This is a genomic window from Corynebacterium sp. HMSC22B11 (genome assembly GCF_001815965.1).
GTDB lineage: Bacteria > Actinomycetota > Actinomycetes > Mycobacteriales > Mycobacteriaceae > Corynebacterium.
Genome location: NZ_KV823520.1, coordinates 1 through 769 on the forward strand (window position 1 = coordinate 1; position 769 = coordinate 769).

At 52.5% G+C, this 769-nt stretch carries 1 rRNA gene; it reads right to left on the minus strand.

The window, feature by feature from the left end:
- Nucleotides 1–741, minus strand: a 23S ribosomal RNA gene (locus HMPREF3088_RS09085); the annotation flags it as partial.
- Between the last annotated feature and the right edge of the window lie 28 nt (nt 742–769).

Sequence of the window (769 nt, forward strand, 5' to 3'; positions counted from 1 at the left end):
AAAAACACACTAGTTAGTATTCGCTTTCGCTACGGCTACCCCACCAGGGTTAACCTCGCGACATGCCGCTGACTCGCAGGCTCATTCTGCAAAAGGCACGCCATCACCCCAAAAGGCTCTGACGGATTGTAAGCACACGGTTTCAGGTACTATTTCACTCCCCTCACGGGGTACTTTTCACCATTCCCTCACGGTACTCAATACACTATCGGTCACAACAAGTATTCAGGCTTACCGAGTGGTCCCGGCAGATTCACAGCAGATTCCACGAGCCCGCTGCTACTCGGGAAAAATTGTCAACGCACACATTGCATGCTTTCACGTACCGGACTCTCACCGTCTACGGCAGGCCATTCCAAACCACTTCCGCTAACACACAACACACACGCGGGCCATGGCAGCAGCCCACAACAAAATCCCACAACCCCACACACGCAACCCCTGCCAGGTATCACACGCATATGGTTTAGCCATCATCCACGTTCGCTCGCCGCTACTAGCAGAATCATTATTATTTTCTTCTCCTGCGGGTACTGAGATGTTTCACTTCCCCGCGTTACCACCACACCACCTATGCATTCAGCAGTGGGCGACCACACATAACCGTGGCCAGGTTTCCCCATTCGGACACCCTCGGATCAACGCTCTATTGGCAACTCCCCGAGGCCTATCGTGGCCTTACACGTCCTTCATCGGCTCATTGTGCCAAGGCATCCACCGTGCGCCCTTAAAAGTAACAAATCAAACACTAAGACACACACAAAACACA